At 49.3% G+C, this 209-nt stretch carries 1 protein-coding gene; it reads right to left on the bottom strand.

Annotation, left to right across the window (positions count from 1 at the left end):
* Positions 1–209: hypothetical protein (locus LVD47_RS23590; RefSeq protein WP_236981196.1), on the bottom strand; the 209-nt coding region annotated here is incomplete at both ends.

Raw genomic sequence — 209 nt, 5'->3', positions numbered from 1 at the left:
GATTTGTCTTCTACGTCTACCAATACCCAGGCTTTACCCCAGTTACACCAGTAATCCATAACCAACAACTCTACCATCGGCTCTTCACACGCATCTTCACATTTGAACGGAACGGATGGGCTCCATCCACCGCCCAGGTAGGCTACCTCTTTTCCATATCCCGGTACCCCACTCAATCGATCGAAGAATCCTTCCAGCTCTTCTATGAC

This window comes from Membranihabitans maritimus (assembly GCF_021729145.1).
GTDB classification, from domain to species: domain Bacteria; phylum Bacteroidota; class Bacteroidia; order Chitinophagales; family Saprospiraceae; genus Membranihabitans; species Membranihabitans maritimus.
This window is presented reverse-complemented; position numbering and strand designations above follow the sequence as displayed.